Raw genomic sequence first — 24609 nt, 5'->3', positions numbered from 1 at the left:
GCTTGGAGCTCAACTCCTCGGACTGAGTGGGCTTGCGGAGCTCGGCGGGAGGCACGTCCCACTCAGTGCCCCCATGAGACGGACGAAGTTGCACGTACGGCCCCACGTGGTCCATGCCGATGCCCGACTTGCCGTTACGCGCATCCACCATGAGGGTGCCGACAGCCGGTAGAACCGCATCGTCGACCACTGGCGCCTCCTCTTCGCCGGGGGAACGAATCGGCTCCGAGTCGGAGGGCCGTACCGCCGGCCGAGCGGATGGCCTCGTTCCCTTCGCCATGCTCCGTAGCGACCCGAGGGAGCGCAGGAGCCGAAGCCGGAGACGCTTGGGCCGTCGATGCTGCCGGGCACCGATGTGGACAGCATCTTGGCGTTGACCACCAGGACGAGCCTCAACGCGGCGACGCTCACGGCCTTTCAGTCGTCTATCGAGGGCTATTGGCGCCAGGACGACCAGCACGGAGGTGAGGCACTGCGGCCGGCCATCGTCGGGCAGCTGCGATATGTGATCGGGCGACTCAAGGAGAACCGACCCGCCGCGATCCAGAACGGCCTGTACGGCGTCGCCGCCGCACTGGCACGCATGGTGGGTTGTACCTACTTCGACGCCCGCCAGTACCGCCAGGCCACGGCCTACTTCACACAGACGCTGCAACTGGCCAGGGAGAGCGACGACCGGCAGGCCATGACCAACGTTCTGGGCTGCCTGAGCTTGCAGGCCACCTATGAGGACAAACTCGCGGACTCACTGGCCTACGTGAACGCCGCCCAGGATCAGGCCCGGACAGCTCTGGGCACGACCCCGCGCGTCCTGTCGATGCTGGCCGTGCGGGAGGCATTCGCCCACGCCACTCTCGGAAACCGGGACTCCACCCACCGGGCACTGGGAGAGGCACACCGCCAGTTCGAGCAGATCCGGGCTGCCGACCCGGACCCTTCGTGGGTGTCCTACTACTTCGACGAGGCGAAGCTCATCGTGGACACCGGCATCGCCCACGGGCGGCTCGGAGAGGCCGTGATCGCGGAACCTTTGATCGCGGACGCATGACGTCGGGAGAATCACGCCAACCAGCGAGGCCGCGCGTTCCACTCTTTCTGGCTCGCACGCACGCAGCCGGACCAGGGCAAGCTGGATAAGTCCTGCTACACCGCCACGCAGGCCCTGGAGTCGGCATCGACTGTGGTTTCCGAGCGGGTCGCGGGTCACCTCAGGGAGTTTTACGACCAACTCGCCCCGCACAGGAACGGGCCCGTAGCTCTGGCCTTCGAGGCGAGGCTACGGGCGCTCCTCCCGCCAGTCAGCGGATCGATTCGTCCATGAGGAGATAAAGGAGGCCGATGAGCGATCCACTGCTCACGATCTCCTTGCGGTCGATCATCCCGCGTACCTCTGAGAGGGGAATCCACTCGATACGGTCCGACTCATTCTTCTCGGTCGGTGGTCCCGCGTAGGTGCCACCGTCGATGCGAAAGACGTGATGCTGCGAGTCGGTGATCCCGTTGGCAGGCTCACCGTATACGAGGTGCTTGATGGGGCCCGGGTGGTATCCCGTCTCTTCCCAGGATCGCAGACGCGCTGAACGCCAGCCGTGGGCTCGACCCGTTCGCGTCAACCTGACGAGAGATGACTGCACTGCGGATAGACGTCCGAGGGGCGAGGGCAGCAACTCCAGTAAGGCTCATGAGCAGAGAACGGTAACTCTGAAACCAAGTGGCGGGCCCATACTTCGAGTTGACCCACATACACATTCCATCTCCTGGACCCGCCAAGTTGCGACACAGAAGAGGCAACCGGCCCCGGGATTCACGAGTTCACACGCCGAGAAGGACTTAAGTCCTCTTTATCCGGTCGCGCCTGTGTGGCAAGTTATTCCTGCGCAGACCGCACGACCACATCTTCAACTGCGGTCTGCCGTGCAGGTATAGATGTTTCATCGGGGAAGGCTGCAATGTATAGCAGTACAGCTACACCAACCTTGGACACCAGTCGACGGCCCGCTCGGTTGCTGATCGCAGCAGCCTTTACCGCCCTCGCCGTACTGTTCCTGACCGTGGGACCAGCGGCGCCCGCCCATGCGGCATCGAAGCGCGTCTGCGCTCCGTCCAAGAAGTGTGTCACCACGAAGAAGTACTGCCCGCCGGGGTCAAAGTGCGGCAAGAAGGTTTTCCGGGAAGTACCGAAGAACCAGTACTGCTCTTCGTCCGTCGGGTGTTTCACCTATAGGGGCAAGAACTACCGCTATATTGGCGGTCCTTCACTGACCTCCAAGCAACAGCAGCAGGTATGGAAGTGCGCTTCCTCGCTTGGCGTGACCGGGCTGGGGGCAGCCGTTGCGACCGGCCCGGTAGGCGTCACCATCCTCGGCGTTGCCATCTCCCTCTGGGGCTGCACGTGATCCAGAACTGTCCCTGAGTACGCAGTGTGGGCCCCAACCGTTGACCGGGTTGGGGCCCACACTGCGTGCTCAGGAGGGGAGTTCGATGCCTAGCATGTCGGCAAGATCCCGAAGGTCTTCGTCGGGGATGGAGGAAGCGGCAGCGGCCTGCTTGGCTGCCCAACGCTACGGCCAGGGAAACCCGTCCAGCGCGTCGAGGCACCGCTCCGCCAGCGCGGCGGGACCGTCGGCGCCCACCGCGGGAGCGGGCCCCGCCGCCCAGGTCTCCACCGCGACCCGCACGGCCGCGCTGGCGATGCCGGCCGCGAGCCGCAGCTCCAGGGGCGGCCCGGGAGCGGGCTGCCCGGCAGCGGGCGGCTCAGCAACGGACAGCTCGGCAGCGGACATCTCGGGAGCGGACGGCTCAGCGGCAAGGGGCACGGCAGCGGACAGCTCGGCAGCGGACGGCTCAGCGGCAAGGGGCACGGCAGCGCCCGCCTCGGCGCCCGCCCGCTCCGCGAGGATCCCCAGCAGCGTCTGCTCCGAGGCATGGCACGCGTCCGCCCACACCGACCGCAGCGCCGGGCTCTCCGCCGACATGCGCAGCAGCGACCGCACCCAGTCCAGGGACTCCGCCGCCCCGGCACGGTCCGCCGCGAGGGCGTGCGTGACGGCGTGCCGCAGCGCGCCCGCGACCGGCAGATCCGCCGGGGCCGCTCGCACCGCCTCCGCCCACTGCTGCGCGCCCGCGGCGAAGAGCGGCGCGACCGACTCCTCCTTGGTCGCGAAGTAGCGGTAGAAGGTGCGCGGCGCGACGCCCGCCGACCGGGCGATGTCCTCGGCGCGGGTGGCCCGCAGCCCGTCCGCGACGAAGAGCGCCGCGGCGGTGCGGGCGATGTCCAGGCGGGTCTCGTTCTTACGTCGCTCGGTCAGCGAACTTGCAGGCATGCCTGGCAGGTTATGCCAGCCCGGACACAGGGACCCGAAGGCACGTACTGCCTGTATGGCAGAATCTGCCACCGAAAGGCGCGGTGCGGGCAGCGCGCATGCGCACCAGGTGCGAGCAAGAGGTGGCAAACAGCGGTGCGTCGTCGGCAGTTCCTTCTCCACACGGCCGGTCTCACCGGCGCCACCGCGCTCGGCACCGCCGGCCTCAGCGCCTGCTCCGCGGAGACCGACACCCCGCTCAAGCTCATGGTGGCCAGCTACGACAAGAGCGTCGGCTCCTCGATCGGCGACCAGTGGGGCAGCCTCATCGCCGCCTTCAGGAAGGCCCACCCGGACGTCCGGATCGACCTCGAACGCATTCCGTTCGCCAAGCTCGACCAGACCCTGGCCCGGCGCGTGAAGGACGGGAACGCCCCCGACATCGCGCAGTCCAACTTCTTCGCGCCCTACGCCGAGGACGACAAGCTCTACAGCGCCTCCGACCTCTTCGACATCCGTACCGAGGGCGACTTCATCCGCTCCTACGCGGAGGCCGGCATGGTCGACCGCGTCCAGTACGGCATGCCCTTCCTGGCCAGCACCCCACGGCTCTTCTACAACAAGGCCCTCTTCAAGCAGGCCCGCCTGAAGGCCCCCCGCTCCTGGGCCGAACTGCGGGATGCCGCACAGGCGTTGAAGGAGATCGGCGTCCCCACGCCCTACGGCCTGCAGCTGGGCCCGGAGGCCGCCGAGGACGAGGCGCTCGCCTGGCTGCTCGCGGACGGCGCCGGCTACGCCGGCCTGACCGGCTACGACTTCGCCACCGCGGGCAACATCGACACCCTGACCTGGCTGCGCGACAACCTCGTGGCGCCGGGGCTCGCAGGACCGGACCCGAAATCGCTGACCAGGACGGACGCGTACGCCCAGTTCCTGCGCGGGAAGATCGGCATGATGATCGCGCACCCGGTCCTGATGGGCGCCGCCGACCAGGCCAAGTTCCCCTACGCGCACGCCCCGTTCCCCAAGAAGCTCGGCGGCGCGGCACCGCCCGTGGGCCTCAACGACTGGCTGATGGCGTTCAAGCAGAACGGCCGGCGCGAGCAGTGCGGCACGTTCCTCGGCTACCTCTACGGCCGCAAGTCGGCCCTGGCGTACGGCGGCGGGCAGTCCGCGCTGCCGGTGACGACCTCGGCCTCGAACGCCCTGCGCAAGAACCCGGCGCAGCGCCCGATGTGGGACTTCATCGACCAGATGCCGATGGCGCAGTTCCAGCCGACGAACCTCGGCTCGTGGCCGCAGGTCAGGAGCGCGGTACGCCGTCACATCGGCGAGGCGGTGGCCAAGGGCGGCAGCCCGAAGGCGGTCCTTGACGCCCTGGACACGACGGCGACGCAGGCGGAGCTCTAGAACCCCACCGGCCGCCACCGCCCGAGCACGTGAGCTGCCCCGCACCCCAAAGGGGGCGCGGGGCAGCTCACGGATCAAGGCACTCGGGGCGCTCGGGGCGCTCAGGGTGCCAACACGGGCTCGTTCTCCGGGAGACCACCGTCCGTCGTGGCGGCCGGCTCACCGGTGCCGTCCCCATCCTCCGTGCCGCCCTCGACGTGCTGCCGGGGCTTGGCGGGCAGGGCGAACATCAGCAGGAAGATGACGACGAGCACGCCCGCCACCCACCACAGCGCGTTCTGGAAGCCGTCCGCGAACTCCGCAGGGATCCGGTCCGGCGCGACCCGCTCGTCGATCACCCCGAAGAAGACGACCGAGACCAGGCCGAGGCCGAGCGCGGTGCCCATCTGCTGCACGGTGTTGATCAGTCCGGAGGCCGAGCCCGCGTGCTCCTTGGGGACGTCCGAGAGGACCGCGTCCGTCAGGGGCGCGACGATGAGACCCATGCCGACGCCCATCACGACGAGCGGCAGCGCCATCTGCCACGACGCGATGCCCGCGCCGTACCGGTCCGCCTCCCAGATGTAGAGCAGCACGCCCACGGCCATCGCGAGGGCGCCCGCCTGCAGCACCTTGCGTCCGAAGCGGGGCACGAGCTGCTGCACGGAGATGCCGGCCGCCGCCGAGACGGCGATCGAGAACGGCACACCGGTCAGTCCCGCGCGCAGCGCGGTCCAGCCGAGACCCACCTGCATGTAGAGGGTCCAGACGAGGAAGAAGATGCCCATCATGACGCCGAACACGGTCTGCACGGCGATGCCCGCGGCGAAGCTCTTCACCTTGAACAGCGACAGCTCCACGAGCGGCGAGCCGTCCTTCGCGGTCTTCCACTTCTCGTACGCGACCAGCGCGCCGAAGACGACGAGGGAGCCGGCCATCATGACGTAACCCCACACCGGCCAGTCCAGCTCCCGCCCGCGGGTGAGCGGGTAGAGCATCATCAGCAGGCCGACCGTGACCAGGACGACGCCGACGAGGTCGAGCTTGAGGGCCCTCGGCGCCTTGGACTCGGTGATGAACTTCCGGCCGAGCACGAGGCCCGCGATGCCGACCGGCAGGTTGATGAGGAAGATCGGCCGCCACTCCAGGCCGAAGATGTTCCACTCCGTGAGCAGCGCGCCGAGCAGCGGCCCGGAGACCGCGCCGAGACCGACGATCATGCCGAAGAGCCCGAAGACCTTGCCGCGCTCGTGCGCGGGGAAGGTCGCGTGCACGATCGACAGCACCTGCGGCACCATCAGCGCGGCCATGCCGCCCTGCAGGATGCGGGAGGCGACCAGCATCTCCGGGTTCACCGCGAAGCCGCAGAGCGCGGAGGCGACGGTGAAGCCGGTGATACCTATGAGGAAGAGCCGCTTGCGCCCGTGGATGTCACCGAGGCGCCCGCCGGTGATGAGGCCGGCGGCGAAGGCGAGGGTGTAGCCCGCGGTGATCCACTGGATCTGGCTGAACGAGGCGCCCGCGTCCCGCTGGATGGACGGGATCGCGATGTTGACGATCGTGACGTCGACGAGGTCCATGAAGGCGGCCGTCATCACGATGGCCAGGGCGAACCAACGCCGCCGGTCGCCGGCGGCCGCCGGTGCGCCGGAGGCGGACGTGGTGCTGGGTGAAGTCATGCCGCAAGGCTAGAGGCCATATAGGCCAGTCCATGACCTAGTTGTCCGGCACCCTGGACGGCATGACGACGGACGGCACGACGGCGGGCACCGACACCCCGGCCCGCCTCTTCCAGCTCCTCTCCCTCCTCCAGACGCCCCGCGAGTGGCCCGGCGCCGAACTCTCCGACCGGCTCGGCGTCAGCAGGCGCACGGTGCGGCGCGACATCGACCGGCTGCGGGACCTCGGCTACCCCGTACAGGCCAGCCAGGGCGCGGCCGGCGGCTACCGCCTCGTCGCGGGCAAGGCCATGCCTCCCCTGGTCCTCGACGACGAGGAGGCGGTGGCCATCGCGGTCGGCCTGCGGGCCGGGGCGGGGCACGCGGTCGAGGGCGTGGAGGAGGCGTCGGTACGGGCACTCGCCAAGCTCGAACAGGTCCTGCCGGCCCGCCTGCGCCACCGGGTCTCCGCACTCCAGATCGCCACGACGCCGCTGACCAGCGGGGACGGGGCGACCATCGCGCCGGAGACGCTGACGGTGATGGCGTCGGCCGCGGCCGGCCAGGAACGCCTCCGCTTCGGCTACCGCGCGGGCGACGGCACGGAGTCCCGCCGGCTCACGGAGCCGTACCGCCTCGTCTCGACGGGGCGGCGCTGGTACCTCGTGGCGTACGACATCGACCGCGAGGACTGGCGGACCTTCCGGGTCGACCGGGTGAGCGAGCCCTTCGCGACGGGGGCGCGGTTCGTGCCGCGGGAGTTGCCGAAGGGGGATGCGGCGGAGTTCCTCCGCGACAAGATGTACAGCGGCCGCCAGACGTACGACGTCGACGTCACCTTCGCGGCGCCCGCGGCCTTCGTGACCGCGCGCCTGCCGTCTTCCCTCGGGCCGCTGGAACCCCTGGACGACGGCACGTGCCGGCTCCGCTGCGCGGTCTCCGACTCCATCGAGTGGGTCGCGCTCCGCCTGGCCATCCTGGACTGCGACTTCACGGCACACGCGCCGCAAGATCTCCTCACCTACCTGAGGGACCTGACAAGACGCCTCTCCCGCGCCACGCGCTGACTGGCCCCTGGGCCTTGGGCGGTGTGGGGTGGGTGGGGGTCGCCCTGCGCGGGCGGGTGCGGGCCCGTCGTGGCTTGTCGGTGCGGGGTGGGTGGGTTCCTCCCTGCGCGGGCGGGTGCGGGTGTGTTGTGGCTTGTCGCGCAGTTCCCCGCGCCCCTTAAAAGCCCACCCGCCGTTGCGGGCCGCGCTGCGTGTGTGGCTGCGGGTTCGTCGTGGCTGGTCGCGCAGTTCCTCGCGCCCCTAAAGACCCACCCGCCGCGGAGGGCCCGGACGCTTGGCGGGTGCAGGTTCGCCGTGGCTGGTCGCGCAGTTCCCCGCGCCCCTAAAAGCCCACTCGCCCCTGCGGGGCTTGTCCACCACCGATGACCGGCAGCCTCCCAACCGGCCGGAGGGGGCGCGGGGGTATGTGCGCACGGAGCACCGAGCCAGCCATAGCGCCTTTGTTCGTGCAGCGTGGCGCAGGGATAGCGAGTACGTACATACCCCCGCGACCCCGCCCCACAACCGAACCCCAGGGGCGCGGGGAACTGCGCGACAAGCCACACCACACCCGCAGACGAAGGCGAAAACGCACCCAGGACCGCCCAAGGCCGGCCGCCTAGGCCGCCGCGTCGAACCCCGTATCCCGCGCCAACTTCTTCAGCTCCAGCAACGCGTGCTTCTCGATCTGCCGGATCCGCTCCCGCGTCAGCCCGTGCTCCTTGCCGACCTCCGTCAGCGTCCGCTCACGCCCGTCCTCGATGCCGTACCGCATCTTGATGATGGAGGCCGTGCGCTGGTCGAGGCGGCCGATCAGGCCGTCCAGTTCCTCGCTGCGCAGCAGCGACAGGACGGACTGCTCGGGCGAGACCGCCGAGGTGTCCTCGAGGAGGTCACCGAACTGCGTGTCGCCGTCGTCGTCCACGCCCATGTTGAGCGAGACGGGGTCGCGCGCCCAGTCCAGGACGTCCGTGACGCGCTCGGGCGTCGAGGACAGCTCCGTAGCGATCTCCGCGGGCTCGGGATCCCGGCCGTTCTCACGGTTGAACTCGCGCTGGACGCGACGGATCCGGCCCAGCTCCTCGACCAGGTGGACGGGGAGGCGGATGGTGCGGGACTGGTCGGCTATGGAGCGGGTGATGGCCTGGCGGATCCACCACGTGGCGTACGTGGAGAACTTGAAGCCCTTGGCGTAGTCGAACTTCTCGACCGCGCGGACCAGGCCCGCGTTCCCCTCCTGGATGAGGTCGAGCAGGGGGAGACCGCTGCGCGGATAGCGGCGGGCGACCGCGACCACGAGCCGGAGGTTCGAGCGGATGAAGACGTCCTTGGCGCGCTCACCGTCGGCGACGAGGGCTTCGAGCTCCTCGTGGTCCGCGGTGACCTTGCTGTCCGCGACCTCGCCGTCCATGATCTTCCCGGCGTAGACCCCCGCCTCGATGATCTGGGACAGCTCCACTTCCTTGGCGGCGTCGAGCAGCGGTGTGCGCGCGATCTCGTCTAGGTACATGCCGACCAGGTCGCGGTCGGCGATCTCCCCGCCTACGGCGCGAACACTGCGTGCCGCGTCGGTCTCGCCGGAGGCGGCGGACTTACGACGGGCGACGGCACGGGTTGCCATGCGTGCTCCCTTGCGATGGTGGTCCTGGTCGGCCCATTGGTGGGGCCTCTGTGGTGGATGGCACACCCTCGGGTGCCCTGCATCCGATGGAAACAACGACTGGAATCCGGACAGAATTCCCAAGCCGCACATCTTTTTTCCTGACGGTGCAGTACCCTGTGCCGCCACGGAGGGGGGCCGGGTGACGTCAGAACGTACAGAGGTGCAGGTCAGGCCGGGAGTCGAGGCCGATCTGGAAGCCCTTACGGACCTCTACAACCACTACGTGCGTGAGACGGCCGTCACCTTCGACACCGTCGTCCTCCGTCCGGAAGAGCGCCGCCCTTGGCTGCTCTCCCACCCGGAAGACGGCCCGCACCGCCTGATGGTTGCCCGGGAGCCTCGTTCCGGTCCGCGCCCGGGCCGGCTGCTCGGGTACGTGACCAGTACCCCTTTCCGGCCGAAGCCTGCTTACTCCACCTCTGTGGAAATCAGCGTCTACTGCGCCCCGGACGCCCACGGCCGCGGTATCGGCACACTTCTCTATGAAGCGCTGTTCGAGGCCCTGCGCAAGGAGGACCTGCACCGCGCCTACGCGGGGATCGCGCAGCCGAACGAGGCCTCGGTCCGCCTCCACGAGCGCTTCGGGTTCCGGTACGTGGGGACGTACGAGGAAGTGGGCAGGAAGTTCGGCCGGTACTGGGACGTGGCCTGGTACGAACTGCCGCTCGGCCCTCGGGCCTAGGCAGGACCTAGGTCCCGAGCCCGTTCCGTGCGGGCGGACCGCCGCCCTACGGTCCTGGCATGACCGACTCCACAGGAACCCTCGACGAAGCCCTGCAGCGACTGCACGCGACCGGTCCCGAGCGGCTCGGGCGGCTCACCAACCACGCCCCGATGGCCGTCGAGGCGCTGGCCTCGCACGGGCAGGCGCGCGCCGTCCACCGGTGGCTCGATCTTTACGCTCCCAAGTTGGAGGAGTTTCCCGCGCCGGTGGCGCCCGTCACCGACGCGAACTGGCGCACCGCGCTCGGTGACACGCGCCGGGCCGCGGACTGGATCGCCTACTTCGAGCGCCAGATCTCCGACGCCTCCGGCACCTCCGGCGAGGCCCGCCCCTGGCGCGACGTGCTCGCCGAGTGGTGGCCGCGGCTGCTGCCGGGCCTGTACGGCGGTGCGGCGCACCCCGTGATCCGGGTGGGCCACGCCGTGCGCACCCTGGAGGCGGGCGGCGAGACCGGCCCCCGCCTGGCCGAGCTCGCCCACGGCCTCGGCTACTGGGCCGCCCGGCACCACCCGGCCTCCGGTGTCGTCCCGCTGCCCGGCGCCGACAGCGCGGCGGACGCGCTGGACGCGGTGCCGCCCCTCGCGGACCGGACGCAGGGCGACTTCCCCGCGCGGCTCGCCCGCGTCGAGGGCCTGCCGGTGTGGGCCGCCGCCGTGGACGACCCGGAGGAGGCGCGGCGCAGGCTGACGGAGTTGGTGCGGGCGAGCACCCACCGGTACGCCACGCACGGGCACGGCGAGGAGACGATGCTGGTGCACGCGGCGACCGCGCCCAACGCCGTGCTGCGCGCCCTGCCCGCGCTCCCCCGCGCGCTGTGGGTGCCGAGCCTGCGGGCCGCGTGGACGGCGTCGGCGGCGATCACGGCGATGTACGCGCCGGACGAGCCCGTGGCGTACACCCCGCCCGGCACGTTCACCGCGGAGGAGGTCTTCGAGCGGGCCCTCGCGCACGGCGACGAGCACGTGATCAAGCTGACGGACACGGCCCTGGACGTCGGCGACGAGCAGGCACTGGCGGCGGCCCTGCGCGCGGTGGAACTCAGCGAGCCGCTCGGCTGAGCGCCAGGGCCTGTCCGCCGACGCCCGCGCCCCCAGCCAGGGCGTCCCCTCACCCGAACTGCACGGACCTCTTGGCGAGCCCCATCCAGAATCCGTCGATCACGCTGCGCTGCGTGCCGAGGTCCCCCGCCGCGTCGGCCGCGCCGAGCGTCACGAAGAGCGGTGCGAAGTGCTCGGTGCGCGGGTGGGCGAGCCGGCCGGCCGGTGACGTGTGCCCGAAGTCGAGCAGCGCGTCCACGTCGCCCGCCTCCAGGGCCTCGTGGCCCCAGGCGTCGAACTCCGCCGACCAGGAGGGGATGCCGCCCTGCCGCAGCGCCGCCAGATTGTGCGTGAAGAAGCCGCTGCCGACGATCAGCACGCCCTCGTCGCGCAGCGGCGCGAGCCGGCGCCCGATGTCCATGAGGCGGCGCGGGTCGAGGGTGGGCAGGGAGATCTGCAGGACGGGGACGTCGGCGTCCGGGTACATCTCCACGAGCGGGACGTACGCGCCGTGGTCGAGCCCGCGGTCCGGCACGTCCTGCACGGGCGTGCCGGGGCCGTGCAGCAACTTCCGTACGGAAGCAGCGAGTTCCGGTGCCCCGGGGGCGGCGTAGGTCACCTGGTAGTAGTGCTCGGGGAAACCCCAGAAGTCGTACACGAGGGGCAGTGTCTCGGTGGCGGAGAGGGCGAGCGGGGCCTCCTCCCAGTGGGCGGAGACCATCAGGATCGCGCTGGGCCGGGGCAGTCCGGCCGACCAGGCGGCGAGCTCGCCGGGCCAGACCGGGTCGTCGGCCAGCGGCGGGGCGCCGTGGCTGAGGTACAGGGCGGGCATGCGGGTCATCGCGCACCTCCGGGGCGGCCGGGGACCAATTACTTGAACTCTCAAGCTTTACGGTGCAACCGTACGCGTGGTTTGTTCAAACTTCAAGGAAGAGCCTCGTACAGTGGAGCGCATGGATACGGCAGCGACCCCCTCCCCGGCCGACGAGCCGCGCTGGCTGGACGGCGACGAGCAGCGCGTCTGGCGGGCCTACCTCCAGGCGACCACACTTCTGGACGACTTCCTCGACCGTCAGTTGCAGCGCGACGCGGGCATGCCGCACATGTACTACGGCATATTGGTCCAGTTGTCCGACGCCCCCCGGAGGCGGCTGCGGATGACCGAGCTGGCCAGGACGATGAAGATCACCCGGTCCCGGCTCTCGCACGCGGTCGCCCGCCTGGAGAAGAGCGGCTGGGTGCGCCGCGAGGACTGCCCCTCCGACAAGCGCGGCCAGCTGGCGATCCTCACCGACGAGGGGTTCGGGGTGCTGCGCAGGACCGCGCCCGGCCATGTCACCGCCGTGCGCCAGGCCCTCTTCGACCGGCTCACCCCGGAACAGCAGAAGTCCCTCGGCGAGATCATGACGATCGTCGCCGAGGGACTTCAGCCCGAGGAGGCCGGGGCGGACCTCCCCTGGCTCCGCTAGAGGACCCTGCGGCCGGTCCTCGGACCGGCCGTTCCCCACCGGGTCAGTGGGCCATCACCGGGATCTTCACGTCGTCCTCGACACCGTCCGACGAGTCGGCGGAGGGTGCGGCGCCGCCCTGGTGCCCGGTGGTGATGAACGTCGCCGCGATCAGCGCGGAGACCACCAGGATGCCGACCGCCCACCAGATGGCGCTGGTGTAGCCCTCGACCATGGCCTGCGCCTGGAGGAGCTTGGGGTTGGTGGCACCGGCCGCGTGGTCCGTGAGGTACGCGGTGGTCGCCGAGGCGGCGATGGTGTTCAGGAGAGCCGTGCCGATGGCGCCGCCGACCTGCTGCGAGGTGTTGACCATCGCGGAGGCGACACCGGCGTCACGGGCCTCGACGCCGTGCGTGGCCAGCGACATGGCGGGCATGAACGCCGTACCCATGCCGAGGCCCAGCATCAGCTGCGCGGGCAGGATCAGACCGGCGTACGAGGTGCCGATCTCCAGCTGCGTCAGGAGCAGCATGCCGACGGCGGCGAGCAGGAAGCCCGGAGCCATCAGGAGCCGCGGCGGGACGCGGGTCATCAGACGGGCGCCGATCTGCGTGGAGCCCGTGATCATGCCGACGATCATCGGCAGGAAGGCGAAGCCGGTCTTGACCGGCGAGTAGCCCTTGACGATCTGCAGGTAGTACGTGAGGAACAGGAAGAGGCCGAACATCGCGATGACCGCGAGGCCGAGCGACATGTAGACGCCGCCCCGGTTGCGCTCGGTCAGGACGCGCAACGGCAGCAGCGGCGACTTGACCTTGGCCTCGGTGAGGACGAACGCGGCGAGCAGCACGACGGACGCGACGAACATCGTGATCGTCACGGTGTCCGACCAGCCTTCGGACTCGGCGCGCGTGAAGCCGTAGACGAGCGCGACCAGACCGAGGGTGGACAGGACCACGCCGGGGATGTCGAGCGGCGAGCGGTTGCGGCCGCCGGCCGGCTCACGGATGACGAAGTACGCGCCCAGGGCGGCGATCACCGCGAACGGGATGTTGACGAAGAAGGTCCAGCGCCAGTTCAGGTACTCCGTGAGGAAGCCGCCGAGGATCAGGCCGACGGCGCCGCCGCCACCGGCGATCGCGCCGTAGATGCCGAAGGCCTTGGCACGCTCCTTGGCGTCGGTGAACATCACCGCGAGCAGCGAGAGGGCGGCGGGCGCGAGCAGCGCGCCGAAGACGCCCTGCAGGGCGCGGGCGCCCAGCATCATGGCCTCGCCGCTCGCGGCACCGCCGAGCGCGGAGGCCGCGGCGAAGCCGATCAGACCGGTCACGAAGGTGCGCTTGCGGCCCCAGAGGTCGGCGATGCGGCCGCCGAAGAGCAGCAGACCGCCGAAGGCGAGCGCGTAGGCCGTGATGACCCACTGGCGGTTGCCGTCGGATATGCCGAGGTCCTGCTGGGCGGAGGGCAGCGCGATGTTCACGATGGTCGCGTCGAGGACGACCATCAGCTGCGCGAGAGCGATGAAGACCAGCGCTTTCCAGCGGTTGGCGTCAGGCCCGGCGTCGGGCTTGAGAGCTGTTTGAGACATGGAGGTAGCCACCTAGCGGTACGGAAGGGCAAAAACAGGCAGAAAGTCGGAAGAGGTGAGGGCCGGCCCCGGTTCGGGTTCGAAGGAGGCCGGTCCGGTCGGAGGTCGGTCCGGTCGGAGGTCAGTCCTGTCGGAGGTCAGTCCTGTCGGAGGTCAGTCCTGTCGGAGGTCAGTCCTGTCGGAGGTCAGTCCTGTCGGAGGTCAGTCCTGTCGGAGGTCCTCCAGAGTCGCCGCCTCCCCCGGGAGTTCGGAGCGGGCGGGTGTCATCAGGCCGTCCATGAACAGCTGCAGATGACGGTGGATGAAGCCGTCCATGCCCACACAGGCCGTGCCCGGCAGCGGACGGGTGAGCTGGGAGAGGGCGACCATCAGGTCACCGACGGCGATGTCGGTGCGCAGCTGCCCGGCTTCGCGGGCCCGCGCCATGAGGCCTTCGACGGAGTGCTCCAGGCGCTCGCGGGCGTCGGTCAGGTCGGGGTGGAAGGGGTCGAAGTCGGCCGCGAGCATCGGGCACAGGGCGCCGATCCGCTCGCCGACGGCGGCGTGCACGAAGGTGCGCAGCGCCTGGAAGGAGGCACTGCCGTCGGCGTCCGCCGTGGCGATGCCCTCTTCGGCGAGGTCCGCGACGCGGTCCGTCACCGAGAGGACGACCTGGCGCACCAGCTCAGCCCGGTCGGCGAAGTGGCGGTAGACCGTGGCGTTGCCGACGCCGGCCCGGCGCGCGACCTCGTCGAGGGGTACGTCCGATCCGTACTCCACGAACATCTCGCGTGCGGCGGCGACGATCCGCTCCCGGTTGCGCAGGGCGTCGGCCCGCGGGCGGGTGACTCGGCGCTGGGGGGCGGTGGCGGTCTCCACGGCTGCTCCTCGTTTCGTAGCTGGCGTCGTAGCTGATGTCGACTGGCCGCGATACGGGGAGTGACTCCCCGTTTCACGCGGACACAGGTCTAAACGGGGAGGGAGTCCCCGGATATTTCCCGCCGCCCGATTCAATTCCTGTGACCTGAGTCACAGGCTCGTGGGCGAGAAACCCACGATCGGTCCACCCAGCGAGCGCCCGCGCACCCCCCGGCACAGGGTGATCGGACAGGGTGCAGCCAGGACGGGCGGCTGCCGCGGAGCGGAAGGCCCACGCATGCAGCAGCCGACCTCGCGGCGGATACGCCCCGCCCGCCGCGGCATGGCCCTCGTCTCCCTCACCGCGCTCGCCCTCGCGGTCACCACGTCGGCGAGCACCGGACGGCTGATGGAGGACTCGCCGAGCACGGCGGGCCCGGTGTCCCTGGCCCGAAGCACCGCGCTCGGCCCCTGCACGATCAGCGGCACGATGGGCGTCCAGATGTCGGAGGGCATGCCCACTCCGCCCGGCTACTCCCGCTCCACCGGCACCGTCCGGGCCCTGAACCTGATGGTCGACTTCTCCGACGCCCCGGGGCAGGGCAGTGCGATGGACCGTCTCGCGGAGTTCTTCCCGCAGACCTCGCAGTGGTTCAGGACCAGCTCGTACGGCCGTCTCGACTACCGCCCCGAGTCCCCCGTACCGGACTGGCTGCGGATGCCGAAGTCCTTCGCCCAGTACGGGATAGAACGCGGCGCCCCCTTCGATCCCGGCTATCGCGAGCTGGTCGAGGACATCGTGGCGGCCGCCGACCCCGACGTGGACTTCCGTACGTACGACCTCGTGAACATCCTGATCACCCCCAACGCCGGCCCCTCGGCCCTGGACACCGTCCTGTCGGTGACCTTCGCGGGCAACCACGAGGCACCGGTCGCGGACGGCGTCCCGGTCTCCAACGCGTCCTTCGTCTACAGCCGCCAGGACGACGGCTCGGGCAGCTACCGCGAGACCGGCTACCGCGTACTCCCCCATGAGAACGGCCACGTCTTCGGCCTGCCCGACCTGTACACGCAGGACGGCGGCGGCGCGGTCGGCCACTGGGACATCATGAGCGAGGACTGGGGCGCCAACAACGACCTGCTGGCCTGGCACAAGTGGAAGCTGGGCTGGCTCGACGACGACCAGATCAGCTGCGCGTCGAGCGCCGGCACGACCGAGCACGTCCTGTCACCGCTGGCCGTCACCGGCGGCACGAAGCTGGCCTTCGCCCCGCTGACGGAGAAGACGGGGTACGCGATCGAGGTGCGCACCCAGGGCGGCAACGACGAGGCGGTGTGCAAGCCGGGCGTCCTGGTCTACCGGGTGGACGCGGACGTCGACACGGGCCACGGTCCGGTCACGGTCTCCGACGCGACGCCCGACAGCGGTGGCTGCACCCGCCGCCCCAACGTCCACGCGGAGCTCTCCGACGCGACCTACGGCGTCGGCGAGACCTTCACCGACCGCAAGACCGGGGTACGGGTGACGGTGGCGGGCGTGTCGGACGACGGCGAGTACCGCGTGCACGTCACGCGGCCGTAGCGGCACCGGGCACGGTCTGCCGCACCTGCCGCAGGAACGCGGCGTTGCTCGGGGTCTTCTTGATCCGGTCGAGCAGCGTCTCCAGGGAGCTCTGCGTGTCCCGGCCGCCCAGCGCGCGCCGCAGCCCGCGCACGGCAGTCAACTCCCCTTCCTCAAGCAGGAGTTCCTCCCGCCGGGTACCGGAAGGCGTGACGTCGACGGCGGGGAAGACGCGCCGGTCGGCGAGGGAACGGTCGAGCCGCAGCTCCATGTTCCCGGTGCTCTTCAGCTCCTCGAAGTAGTAGTCGTCGGCGCGCGATCCGGTCTCCACGAGCACGGTCGCGAGCATGGTCAGGGAGCCGCCTTCCTCGGCGAGGCGCGCGGCGCCGAAGAGCCGTTTGGGGCCCTGCACGGCGGCTGCGTCGACACCGCCGCTGAGGGTGCGCCCGCTGCCGGTGGCCGCGTTGTTGTACGCACGGCACAGCCGCGTCAGCGAGTCGAAGAGCATGACGACGTCGCGCCCCTCCTCGACCATGCGCTTGGCGCGCTCGACGGCGAGTTCGGCCAGCGCGATGTGCTCCTTGGCGGGCCGGTCGAAGGTGGAGGCGAGCACCTCCCCGCGGACCGAGCGCCGCATGTCGGTGACCTCCTCGGGCCGCTCGTCGAGGAGGACGACCATGAGGTGGCACTCTGGGTGGTTGCGGGCGATCGCCGCGGCGATCTGCTGGAGCAGTACGGTCTTGCCGGTCTTGGGCGGGGCGACGATCAGGCCGCGCTGCCCCTTGCCGACGGGCGCGACGAGATCGACGAGCCGCCCGGCCGGCGGCCCGCCCTCGGTCTCCAGGCGGAGGCGTTCGCGCGGGTGCAGCGGGGTGAGGTCACCGAAGCGCGGTCGGCCGCGCAGGCTCTCGGTGGCCCGCCCGTTGACCCGCTCGGCGCCAGCGAGCACCCGGGGGCGGCCGCAGACGCCTTCGACGACGTCCCCGGAGCGCAGCCCCAGTTGACGGATGACGGCGGCAGGGACCTGCACGTCGCCGGGCCCGGGCAGCCCCGAGGCGCCACGGAGGTGCCCGCGGCCGTCCCGACCGATGTCGAGAACTCCGGTGCACGCCTGGGCAGTTGATGCCGTACGGATGGTGGACGATGGTTCGGTTGCTGTGACAGTCATGGTGAGGGTCCTTTCGCGACCTGCGCGGGGAAGGTCCGTCGGGGCGGAAACAACACGCCTCGCACGACGGACGGAATAGAGGACTGCCGCACTGCTCTCAGTGCGCACAGAGAAGGCCTGAGCGGCCGGACGGATCCCGGAACACCGGGAGAGAGGTGACGGTACGGGCGCCCCGCCAGAGGGGGCGTACACGCACCCCGAGAGAGGGGGCCGTACACACGTACCACTTGCAAGGTAGCACACGCCTCGCCGGCCGGCTCCGCCCGATCCCCGGACGCCCGGCCCGACGGCGGCTCAACCTTCCGCCCACCACGGCCGGTTGAGAACCCCGGGGTGACAGCGCTCACACCCACACGCGCATAAGGTAAACCTAACCTAATCTTCAAGCGGGGCCCAGGATCCCCTCAAGAGCGGCTATACGTTAGGTTAGGCTTACCTAACGAACTGGGGGAGGTCGCTCACACATGCCTGAGCACATACGGAACGAGTCGGACGCCGAGGGCGAGTTCGCCGGGCGTACGGCTCTGGTGACCGGCGCGGGCCAGGGCATCGGCGCCGCGGTCGCCGCCGCGCTCGCCGCCCGGGGCGCGCACGTCGTCGCCACCGACCGCGACGCGCACGGCATCGACGAACTGGCCGCCGCGTCCAGGGGAACGGCCGGCACGCTCACGCCCCGCGTCATGGACGTCACCGACGCCCACGCGGTGACCACCGTCATCGCCGACATCGTCCGCGACCACGGCGCCCTCGACCTCCTCGTCAACGTGGCGGGCGTCCTGCGCGGCTGCTCCGTGGCCGAACTGACCGACGCGGACTGGGCCGACACGTTCGCCGTGAACGCCACCGGCGTCTTCCACACCTCCCGCGCCGCCGCCGCCCACATGACGGCGCGGGGCTCCGGCTGCATCGTCACCGTCGGCTCCAACGCCGCGGGCATCCCCCGCACCGGCATGGCCGCGTACGCGGCGTCCAAAGCGGCCGCGGCGGCGTTCACCAAATGCCTCGGCCTGGAGATCGCGCGCAGCGGCGTGCGCTGCAACGTCGTGGCCCCCGGCACCACGGACACCGCGATGCAACGGGCCCTGTGGCCCGACGACTCCGCGGCGCAGGCCCCGGCGGGAGTCCTCGACGGCAACCTGGAGACGTACCGCACGGGCATCCCCCTGGGCCGCATCGCGACCCCCCAGGACATCGCCGACGCGGTGCTCTTCCTCGCCTCGGACCGAGCCCGCCACATCACGCTCCAGGAGCTGTACGTGGACGGCGGAGCAACACTCCGCTGACTCCCGCGGCCCGCGCAGCCGCGGAACCGGCCGCCCGAGGGAACACGGGGGCAGATGCGCACGGAGCGCCGAGCACAACCTTGCCGCCCGGGTCCGTGCGGCGCGGCGCAAGGACAGCGAGTACGTACACACCCCCGCGCCCCGCCCCACAACAGGCACCGCGCCCTACCCGCACCCGCACCCGCACCCGCACCCGCACCCGCACCCGCACCCGCACAACACCACACCGCACCGCACCGCACGAGACCGACCCCGCACAACACCCGCGCCCCACCCAAGAATTGGAGCCCCCGTGTCGACGGCACCCGAGGTCGCCACTCACGTCACGACGGCCGAGCAGGCCCACCCCGTCGTAGGAGCGGCCACCGCGCTCCTCGCCGCCTACACCCCGGGCGAACGGTTCCTGGCGACGCCGACCCGCACCCTGCTCACCGACGGCGTCCACGCCGAAGTACCGCACGACGAAAGACCGTTGCCGCAGCGCGTGGCCGCCACCCTGGCCGACGCCCGCCGCGCCGGGATCGCCGAGCCGTACGTCGTCGGCGCGGTCCCCTTCGACCACACCGCCCCCGCCGCGCTCGCCGTCCCCGAGTCCGTGCGCACCGCGCCTCCCCTGGCAGCGGACCCGCTGATCGCGCTGCCCACCGAGACGCCGGACGCCACCGGCTGGCAGATCCGCCCGGTGCCCGCGCCCGAGGAGTACGGCGCCGGCGTGGCCGCCGCCGTCGAGCGCATGTGGCGGGGCGACTTCAGCAAGGTCGTCCTCGCCCGCACGCTCGAACTCACCTCGCCCGCCCCCCTCGACCTCCCCGTGATGCTCCAGCGCCTGGCCCGCAGGGACCCCTCCGGCTACACCTTCGCGCTGCCCACGGAGCCGGGCCGCACCCTCATCGGCGCCAGCCCCGAGCTGCTCGTCTCGCGCCGCGGCAACCAGGTCGTCGCGAACCCCCTCGCGGGCTCGACACCGCGCAGCGACGACCTCGCGGAGGACGTGCGCCGCGCGGCCACCCTCCTGGAGTCGGCCAAGGACCTGCACGAGCACTCGGTCGTCGTGGACGGCGTGCACCAGGCGCTCGCCTCGTTCTGCACGGACCTGACCGTCCCGCCCCGCCCGACCTTGGTGCGCACCGCGACGATGTGGCACCTGTCCACCACGGTGACCGGCACCCTCACCGCCCCCGACGCGTCCGTCTCCGCCCTCGAACTGGCCTGCGCACTGCACCCGACCCCCGCGGTCTGCGGCACGCCGACGGCGACCGCGCGCGAGGTGATCCGCGAGACGGAACCGTTCGACCGCGGCTTCTTCACCGGCGTGGTCGGCTGGGGCGACGCGAACGGCGACGGCGAGTGGGTCGTGACGATCCGCTGCGCCGAGGCCGAGGAGCGCACGCTGCGGATGTACGCGGGAGCGGGTGTGGTCGCCGCGTCGGACCCGGCGGCGGAGACGGCGGAGACGGGCGCGAAGTTCCGTACGTTCCTGAACGCGGTGGGAGCGGAACTGTGACCACGCACAACACACACGCACACGCACACGCACACGTCCCGGACGGCGCGGCGCCGAACTCCGAGGCCCCCACCTGGCCGGACGAGTTCGCGGACCGCTACCGGTCGGCGGGCTGGTGGCGGGGCGAGACCTTCGGCGGGATGCTGCGCGAGCGCGCGGCGGAACACCCCGACCGCGTGGCGATCGTCGACCCGGGCGGCCGCGAGCGGCCGGCGCGCCGCTGGACGTACGGCGAGCTGGACCGCCGGGCCGACCGCATGGCCGCGGGCCTGCTCGCGCGCGGCATCGGCAAGGGCGACAGGGTGGTCGTCCAGTTGCCGAACATCGCCGAATTCTTCGAGACGGTCTTCGCGCTGTTCCGCATCGGCGCGCTCCCGGTGTTCGCGCTGCCCGCGCACCGCGAGACGGAGATCCGCTACTTCTGCGAGTTCACCGAGGCCGCCGCGTACGTCATCCCGCAGGAGCTCGGCGGCTTCGACTACCGCGGCCTCGCGGCGAAGCTGATCGACGAACTCCCCGCGCTGCGCCACGTGTTCGTCGCCGACGGCGACGCGGGCCCCTTCGAGGCGCTGTCGGACGTACCCGCGCAGCCGACCGGCGTCCCGGATCCGCCCGCCCCCTCGGACCTGGCGTTCCTCCAGCTCTCCGGGGGCAGCACGGGCGTACCGAAGCTGATCCCGCGCACCCACGACGACTACATCTACTCGCTGCGCGGTTCGAACGAGATCTGCGCGGTCGACGAGGACAGCGTCTACCTGGTGGCGCTCCCCGCGGCCCACAACTTCCCGCTCTCCTCGCCGGGTTCGCTCGGCGCGCTGTACGCGGGCGCCCGCGTGGTGCTCTGTCCGCAGCCCGCCCCGGAGACCGCCTTCCCGCTCATCGAGGCGGAGGGCGTCACCCTCACGGGCCTGGTCCCGCCGCTGGCTCTGCTGTGGACGGAGGCGGCGCAGGCCACCGCGTACGACCTGAGCAGCCTGGAGGTGCTCCTCGTGGGCGGCGCGAAGTTCAGCGAGGAGGCGGCGCGCCGGGTCGAGCCCGCCCTGGACTGCACGCTGCAGCAGGTCTTCGGAATGGCGGAGGGCCTGGTCAACTACACGCGCCTGGACGACGACACGGAGACGATCGTCACCACGCAGGGCCGCCCGATCTCGCCGGACGACGAGATCCGGGTGGTCGACGACGAGGACAACGACCTGCCGCCCGGCGCGACGGGCCATCTGCTGACCCGCGGCCCGTACACGATCCGCGGCTACTGGAAGGCCCCCGAGCACAACGCCCGTTCGTTCACGGCGGACGGCTTCTACCGCACGGGCGATGTCGTACGCCTCACCGGGAGCGGCCACATCGTCGTCGAGGGCCGGGCGAAGGACCAGATCAACCGGGGCGGCGAGAAGATCGCGGCGGAGGAGGTCGAGAACCACATCCTCGCGCACCCCTCGGTGCACGACGCGAACGTGGTCGCCGAGCCCGACCCGTACCTGGGCGAGCGGACGTGCGCGTACGTCATCCTGCGCGCGGGCGCCGAGCCGCTGAAGCCGCTCGCGATCAAGAAGTTCGTACGGCAGCGGGGACTCGCCGCGTACAAGGTGCCGGACCGGGTCGAGTTCGTGGAGGTGTTCCCGCAGACCGGCGTAGGCAAGATCTCGAAGAAGGACCTACGGGCGGCATCGACCCGCCCCCAGCCCCCCGCCCCGTCCCTCACCTGACCCCACTCGCCCGCCCCGGCCGGCTCCCCTCGGAACGGAAACCCCCACCACCATGGCCCTCCCCGCCATCACCCCCTACCCGATGCCGTCGGCCGACGAGCTGCCGGCGAACCGCGTCGACTGGAAGGTCGACCCGTCCCGCGCCGTGCTCCTCGTGCACGACCTGCAGAACTACTTCCTGTCGGCGTACGACCGCACGGCGTCCCCCGTGCCCGAACTGCTCACCAACGTCCGAGCGTTGAAGCGCACGGCCGACCGTCTCGGCGTCCCGGTCGTGCACACCGCGCAGCCCGGCGGCCAGACCCCCGCCGAGCGGGGCCTCCAGCAGGACTTCTGGGGCCCGGGACTGCCGGACGACGCGCACGCGGCGGCGATCGCCGCGGAGATCGGCCCGGCGCCCGCCGAGACGGTCCTCACCAAGTGGAAGTACAGCGGCTTCGTCCGCACGGACCTCCTGGAGCAGATGCGCGAACAGGGCCGCGACCAGCTGGTCATCACCGGCATCTACGCCCACATCGGCGTCCTGATGACGGCGTGCGACGCGTGGATGCAGGACATCCAGGCGTTCCTGGTGGCCGACGCGGTGGCGGACTTCTCGGCCGACGACCACGCGATGGCGCTGCGCTGGGCGGCGGGCAAGTGCGCGGTGGTCACGACGGCGGAGTCGACGTTCGGCGGCGAACGCTAGAACGCGCTCCTGCGCGGCAACGCCGCACACGTCCCACACATCCCACACATCTCACACATCTCACACGTCTCACCGAACGCAGTCACGATCCTGCTGACCGCCGCCCTCACCGGTCCCGTCGAGGGCGGCGGTCAGCTGATTGAGCCGGGTGCGCAGGTCCCGTACCTCGTCCAGCGAGAGCCCGGTGGTCTCGGCGATGGCGCGGGGGACGGCGAGCGCCTTCGCCCGCAGCGCGCGCCCTTCGCCGGTGAGCCGCACGGCGACGGACCGCTCGTCCTCGACACTCCGCCGCCGCTCCACGTGCCCGGCGGCCTCCAGCCGCTTGAGCAGCGGCGAGAGGGTGCCCGATTCGAGCCGCAGCCGCTCGCCGATCTTCTTGACGGGCAGCTCGTCGTGCTCCCAGAGCACGAGCATCACGAGGTACTGGGGGTAGGTGAGCCCCAGATCCTTCAGCGCAGTGCGATAGACGCCGTTGAAGGCGCGCGCGGCGGCGTGCAGGGAGAAGCAGATCTGCTGATCGAGCCGCAGGAAATCCTCGTCGCGCACACGGTCCCGCTCCGCGTCCCGTACGTGATCCATACCGCCGCCACCCCGCACTGTCTCCATGACACCCACCGTACAACGACCACCCCGCACCCAATTAAGTTGTGCACAACTAAATCGTGTGCTTCACTCATGGAGCGGAACGCACCGTACGACACCGCACGAGACCGCACCTCTCACCGACCGGCGACAAGGACGTGGACCCCATGGACGCGCTGTACACCGCAGTAGCCACCGCGAACGGCCGTGAAGGCCGCGCCGTCAGCTCCGACGGCCAGATCGACCTGCCCCTCGCCTTCCCCGCGGCCCTGGGCGGCGACGACAAGGGCACCAACCCCGAACAGCTCTTCGCCGCCGGCTACGCGGCCTGTTTCGCCAGCGCGATGGGCAACATCGCCCGCCAGGAGAAGATCGACGTCTCGGACGTCTCGGTGACGGCGGAGGTCAGCATCGGCAAGGACACGGACGGCGGCTTCGGCCTCGCGGTGGTCATGCGCGCGGAACTCCCGGACCACCTGCAGGGCCCCGCGGGCGAGGACCTCCTGAAGAAGACGCACGCGTTCTGCCCCTACTCGAAGGCGACGCGCGGCAACATCCCGGTCGAGCTGATCATCGAGTAGCCCTCCCCTATGCCGGGCCCGGTCCGCACGGACCCCGTCCGCACGGGCCCCGGCCCCAACCCCCCACCCCCAGATTGACCACCCGCTACACTGACGGCGGTGCCGCAGTCCACGCGACGGCCACCACCCCGCCTTCGTAGCTCAGGGGATAGAGCACCGCTCTCCTAAAGCGGGTGTCGCAGGTTCGAATCCTGCCGGGGGCACCAGGTCAGTACGGCCAAGGCCCAGGTCACGGAGCAAGTCTCCGGTCCTGGGCCTTCGTCGTGTGCACTCTGACCACACCCTCGCGCAGTCTCGACACACCCGGACCACCGAAGATCATCACCCAAGTATCGCCTGAATGATCTCCGCATCCCTGCAGGTGAGGGCCATAGCGGGGCACGAACCGAAGGATCCGCCCCGGCTCGGCCGACGCGCTCGGCGTCCCGCTCCGCGACCTCGTGCAGCAGGCGGCCCGCCCTCGTACCGCTCGCCGTCGAGCAGGACGCCCGACCCCCGTCCCTCACCCCGAAGTGCGCGGCGGCGCCTTGTCACCATTCGGTCTTGGCGAACGAGTCCTTGTGCTTGCCCGAATGGTTCGGTGGCCGCGAACACAGGCCTCGGAGTGAAGGGTTGCGCGCCCAGCAGTACCCGGCCGCGCGGCCCGCGGCCGTGGAGTGGCCGGCCCCGTCATTCGTCATCGACTCGCCTCCTCGCCCCGGCGCGCGCCACCCGTAGCGCCTCGCTCTCCTCCAATCGGGGGCAGCGGCACGGGCAGTCCAGCTCGGGCCCGATGACGAGGCGGTCGCCCTCGATGGCGACTGCGGTCGTCAGCCGGCAGCGGTGCGGCTCGACAGCCTGCCTC

At 70.8% G+C, this 24609-nt stretch carries 20 protein-coding genes, 1 tRNA gene and 2 pseudogenes; 14 read left to right on the top strand and 9 right to left on the bottom strand.

Going from position 1 to position 24609, the window contains the following annotated elements; genetic code table 11:
• Window positions 1–304 precede the first annotated feature (304 nt).
• Window positions 305–1321, top strand: a pseudogene (locus ACZ592_RS19480) (hypothetical protein); the annotation flags it as partial.
• Here the strand turns inward: ACZ592_RS19480 and ACZ592_RS19475 are convergent.
• A pseudogene (locus tag ACZ592_RS19475) lies at window positions 1299–1559 on the bottom strand (NUDIX hydrolase); the annotation flags it as partial. The pseudogenes ACZ592_RS19480 and ACZ592_RS19475 sit on opposite strands and share 23 nt — an antisense overlap.
• 417 nt (window positions 1560–1976) lie before the next feature.
• Here ACZ592_RS19475 and ACZ592_RS19470 point away from each other — a divergent pair.
• Window positions 1977–2396, top strand: coding sequence for a hypothetical protein (locus tag ACZ592_RS19470; protein WP_471582799.1), 420 nt, complete (start codon window positions 1977–1979; stop codon window positions 2394–2396).
• Between the two features lie 165 nt (window positions 2397–2561).
• Here ACZ592_RS19470 and ACZ592_RS19465 read toward each other — a convergent pair whose 3' ends face one another.
• Complete coding sequence (locus ACZ592_RS19465) at window positions 2562–3323, bottom strand: TetR/AcrR family transcriptional regulator (protein ID WP_471582798.1); 762 nt, start codon at window positions 3321–3323, stop codon at window positions 2562–2564.
• Window positions 3324–3458: 135 nt separating this feature from the next.
• On the opposite strand from ACZ592_RS19465, the gene ACZ592_RS19460 reads away from it, so the two are divergent.
• Window positions 3459–4712 (top strand): extracellular solute-binding protein, encoded by a 1254-nt coding sequence (locus ACZ592_RS19460; RefSeq protein ID WP_471582797.1) that lies wholly within the window; start codon window positions 3459–3461, stop codon window positions 4710–4712.
• Window positions 4713–4813: 101 nt separating this feature from the next.
• On the opposite strand, the gene ACZ592_RS19455 is transcribed toward ACZ592_RS19460, so the two are convergent.
• Window positions 4814–6370 (bottom strand): MFS transporter, encoded by a 1557-nt coding sequence (locus tag ACZ592_RS19455; protein ID WP_471582796.1) that lies wholly within the window; start codon window positions 6368–6370, stop codon window positions 4814–4816.
• 62 nt (window positions 6371–6432) lie between these two features.
• Here ACZ592_RS19455 and ACZ592_RS19450 point away from each other — a divergent pair, with 62 nt between their 5' ends.
• On the top strand, window positions 6433–7416 hold the full coding sequence (locus ACZ592_RS19450) for a helix-turn-helix transcriptional regulator (protein ID WP_471582795.1): 984 nt from the start codon (window positions 6433–6435) through the stop codon (window positions 7414–7416).
• A 598-nt stretch (window positions 7417–8014) separates the two neighbouring features.
• Here ACZ592_RS19450 and ACZ592_RS19445 read toward each other — a convergent pair.
• Window positions 8015–9016, bottom strand: coding sequence for a sigma-70 family RNA polymerase sigma factor (locus ACZ592_RS19445; RefSeq protein ID WP_471582794.1), 1002 nt, complete (start codon window positions 9014–9016; stop codon window positions 8015–8017).
• Window positions 9017–9197: 181 nt separating this feature from the next.
• On the opposite strand from ACZ592_RS19445, the gene ACZ592_RS19440 reads away from it, so the two are divergent.
• Both ACZ592_RS19440 and ACZ592_RS19435 read left to right on the top strand, forming a co-directional pair.
• Entirely contained in the window at window positions 9198–9740 is a 543-nt protein-coding gene (locus tag ACZ592_RS19440; RefSeq protein WP_471582793.1) for a GNAT family N-acetyltransferase, read from the top strand.
• Window positions 9741–9799: 59 nt separating this feature from the next.
• Entirely contained in the window at window positions 9800–10840 is a 1041-nt protein-coding gene (locus ACZ592_RS19435; RefSeq protein WP_471582792.1) for a questin oxidase family protein, read from the top strand.
• Between the two features lie 49 nt (window positions 10841–10889).
• Here the strand turns inward: ACZ592_RS19435 and ACZ592_RS19430 are convergent, their stop codons facing one another.
• Complete coding sequence (locus ACZ592_RS19430; RefSeq protein WP_471582791.1) at window positions 10890–11660, bottom strand: dioxygenase family protein; 771 nt, start codon at window positions 11658–11660, stop codon at window positions 10890–10892.
• A gap of 112 nt (window positions 11661–11772) precedes the next feature.
• Here ACZ592_RS19430 and ACZ592_RS19425 point away from each other — a divergent pair, with 112 nt between their 5' ends.
• Entirely contained in the window at window positions 11773–12288 is a 516-nt protein-coding gene (locus ACZ592_RS19425) for a MarR family winged helix-turn-helix transcriptional regulator (RefSeq protein ID WP_471582790.1), read from the top strand.
• Window positions 12289–12331: 43 nt separating this feature from the next.
• Here ACZ592_RS19425 and ACZ592_RS19420 read toward each other — a convergent pair whose 3' ends face one another.
• Entirely contained in the window at window positions 12332–13855 is a 1524-nt protein-coding gene (locus ACZ592_RS19420; RefSeq protein ID WP_471582789.1) for an MFS transporter, read from the bottom strand.
• 201 nt (window positions 13856–14056) lie between these two features.
• The gene (locus tag ACZ592_RS19415; protein WP_471582788.1) at window positions 14057–14713 is read right to left on the bottom strand and encodes a TetR/AcrR family transcriptional regulator; all 657 of its coding nucleotides are present in this window, start codon (window positions 14711–14713) and stop codon (window positions 14057–14059) included.
• 277 nt (window positions 14714–14990) lie between these two features.
• Between ACZ592_RS19415 and ACZ592_RS19410 the strand changes: the two genes are divergently transcribed.
• Window positions 14991–16274 carry a M6 family metalloprotease domain-containing protein gene (locus ACZ592_RS19410; RefSeq protein ID WP_471582787.1) on the top strand — a complete coding sequence of 428 codons (1284 nt, stop codon included), beginning with the start codon at window positions 14991–14993 and terminating at the stop codon, window positions 16272–16274.
• On the opposite strand, the gene rho is transcribed toward ACZ592_RS19410, so the two are convergent.
• Window positions 16261–17421 (bottom strand): transcription termination factor Rho, encoded by a 1161-nt coding sequence (gene rho, locus ACZ592_RS19405; RefSeq protein WP_471582786.1) that lies wholly within the window; start codon window positions 17419–17421, stop codon window positions 16261–16263. The two genes, ACZ592_RS19410 and rho, sit on opposite strands and share 14 nt — an antisense overlap.
• Before the next feature lie 464 nt (window positions 17422–17885).
• Here rho and ACZ592_RS19400 point away from each other — a divergent pair, with 464 nt between their 5' ends.
• From ACZ592_RS19400 to ACZ592_RS19385, 4 genes are all read left to right on the top strand, one after another.
• Window positions 17886–18704: a 2,3-dihydro-2,3-dihydroxybenzoate dehydrogenase gene (locus ACZ592_RS19400; protein ID WP_471582785.1), complete on the top strand. Its 819-nt coding sequence runs from the start codon at window positions 17886–17888 to the stop codon at window positions 18702–18704.
• Between the two features lie 292 nt (window positions 18705–18996).
• Window positions 18997–20208 carry an isochorismate synthase DhbC gene (gene dhbC / locus ACZ592_RS19395; protein WP_471582784.1) on the top strand — a complete coding sequence of 404 codons (1212 nt, stop codon included), beginning with the start codon at window positions 18997–18999 and terminating at the stop codon, window positions 20206–20208.
• Window positions 20205–21914, top strand: coding sequence for a (2,3-dihydroxybenzoyl)adenylate synthase (locus ACZ592_RS19390; protein ID WP_471582783.1), 1710 nt, complete (start codon window positions 20205–20207; stop codon window positions 21912–21914). The genes dhbC and ACZ592_RS19390 overlap by 4 nt, the downstream gene beginning before the upstream one ends.
• Before the next feature lie 52 nt (window positions 21915–21966).
• On the top strand, window positions 21967–22602 hold the full coding sequence (locus ACZ592_RS19385) for an isochorismatase family protein (protein WP_471582782.1): 636 nt from the start codon (window positions 21967–21969) through the stop codon (window positions 22600–22602).
• Between the two features lie 69 nt (window positions 22603–22671).
• Here the strand turns inward: ACZ592_RS19385 and ACZ592_RS19380 are convergent, their stop codons facing one another.
• Entirely contained in the window at window positions 22672–23181 is a 510-nt protein-coding gene (locus tag ACZ592_RS19380) for a MarR family winged helix-turn-helix transcriptional regulator (RefSeq protein WP_471583011.1), read from the bottom strand.
• A gap of 170 nt (window positions 23182–23351) precedes the next feature.
• Here ACZ592_RS19380 and ACZ592_RS19375 point away from each other — a divergent pair, with 170 nt between their 5' ends.
• Window positions 23352–23765 (top strand): organic hydroperoxide resistance protein, encoded by a 414-nt coding sequence (locus ACZ592_RS19375; RefSeq protein ID WP_471582781.1) that lies wholly within the window; start codon window positions 23352–23354, stop codon window positions 23763–23765.
• A gap of 130 nt (window positions 23766–23895) precedes the next feature.
• Window positions 23896–23971: transfer RNA gene (locus ACZ592_RS19370), tRNA-Arg, on the top strand.
• Window positions 23972–24609: the final 638 nt, after the last annotated feature.

The sequence above is a fragment of the Streptomyces sp. NPDC040622 genome (assembly GCF_055593965.1).
This window is presented reverse-complemented; position numbering and strand designations above follow the sequence as displayed.